Consider the following 1,589-nt stretch of genomic DNA (forward strand, 5'->3'; position numbering starts at 1 on the left):
TCGGAGAGTTTTTCCAGTAGGAGCATGCCGGCGCCTTCGGCCCAGCCGGTGCCGTCGGCGTTGTCGGCGAATGCTTTGCATCGGCCGTCGGGTGATAGTCCCCGTTGCCGGGAGAAGCCGATGAAGACATTCGGGGTGGCGACGACCGTGACCCCGCCGGCCAGTGCCAGGCTGCACTCACCGCTGCGTAGCGACTGCGCGGCGAGATGGATCGCGACCAGCGACGACGAACATGCCGTGTCCACCGTGACCGCCGGACCCTCCAGCCCGTACGTGTAGGCGATCCGGCCCGACGCCACACTGCCGCTGACACCGGTGAGCAGCTGCCCCTCGTAGCCGTTCGGCGCGCTGCCCCCGGCGTAGTCGTGGTACATCAGCCCAGTGAAGACCCCGGTCGACGTCCCGTTCAGGCTGTGCGGGTCGATGCCTGCCCGTTCCAGCGCCTCCCAGGTGGTCTCCAGCAGCAACCGCTGCTGCGGGTCGGTGGCCAGCGCCTCCCGCGGGCTGATTCCGAAGAACTCCGGGTCGAACCGGTCGGCGTCGTGCAGGAAGCCGCCCCGGCTCACATAGCTGGTACCGGCGTGGTCGGGGTCGGGGTGGAACAGATGGTCCAGGTTCCAGCCCCGGTTGGTGGGGAAGTCGCCGATCGCGTCGCGGCCGTCGGCCAGCATCTGCCACAGCTGCTCCGGGGTCGACACGTCACCGGGCAGCCGGCAGGCCATCGCCACGATCGCGATTGGCTCGTCCGTACGAGTGGTTGCCGTTGCCGTGACCGTCGCACCGCGGGCGGTGAGTCGGCCGGTGAGGTGATCCGCCACCGCCTGCGGGCTCGGGTGGTCGAAGACCAGGCTCGCAGGAAGGGCGAGACCGGCCGCCGCAGCCAGCCGGTTGCGCAGCTCCAGGGCGGTCAGTGAGTCGAACCCGAGATCGGTGAAAGGCCGGTCCGCGTCGATCGACGCCGCACCGGTGTGCCCGAGAACCGCCGCCACCTGCTCCCGGACCAGCCGCAGAGCCGCCTGCGGCACCTCTCGCGCCGGCAGCCCGGCCAGCCCGCCCGCGCGCCGCCGGACCCGTGCGCGGTGGAGGGTGGTGGGGTTGAGGTTGGCGGCGATGAGGGTGGGTGTGGTGGTGGTGAGGGCTGTGTCGAGGAGTTGGAGGGCGTGGGTGGTGGTGAGGGGGGTGGTGCCGGTGGTGGTGATGCGGTGGTGGTCGGTGGTGGTGAGGTGGGCGGTCATGCCGGTGCTGAGGTGCCAGGGTCCCCAGGCGATGGAGGTGGCGGGTTGGTGGTGGTGGTGTCGGTGGGTGGTGAGGGTGTCGAGGTAGGCGTTGGCGGCGGCGTAGGCGGTTTGGCCGGGGTTGCCGATGGTGCCGGTGAGGCTGGAGTAGGTGATGAAGTGGGTGATTGGGTGGTTTTGGGTGAGTTGGTGGAGGTGGTGGGCGGTGTGGGCTTTGACGGTGAGGGTGTGGTGGAGGTTTTCGGGGGTGAGTTTGTGCAGGGGGGTGTCGTGGAGGGTGCCGGCGGTGTGGATGACGGCGGTGAGGTTGGGGAGGGTGTTGATGAGGTTTTGGAGTTGGTGGGGGTCGGTGAT

1 protein-coding gene is annotated in these 1,589 nt (G+C 69.4%); it reads right to left on the reverse strand.

Features of this window, described 5'->3' with window-relative positions; translation table 11 throughout:
- Nucleotides 1–1,589, reverse strand: a 1,589-nt coding sequence (locus tag ABT297_RS43005; RefSeq protein ID WP_350559985.1) for a beta-ketoacyl reductase, incomplete at both ends; no start/stop codon positions are given.

It is taken from the genome of Dactylosporangium sp. NPDC000555, from assembly GCF_040300025.1.
Classification (GTDB): Bacteria; Actinomycetota; Actinomycetes; order Mycobacteriales; family Micromonosporaceae; genus Dactylosporangium.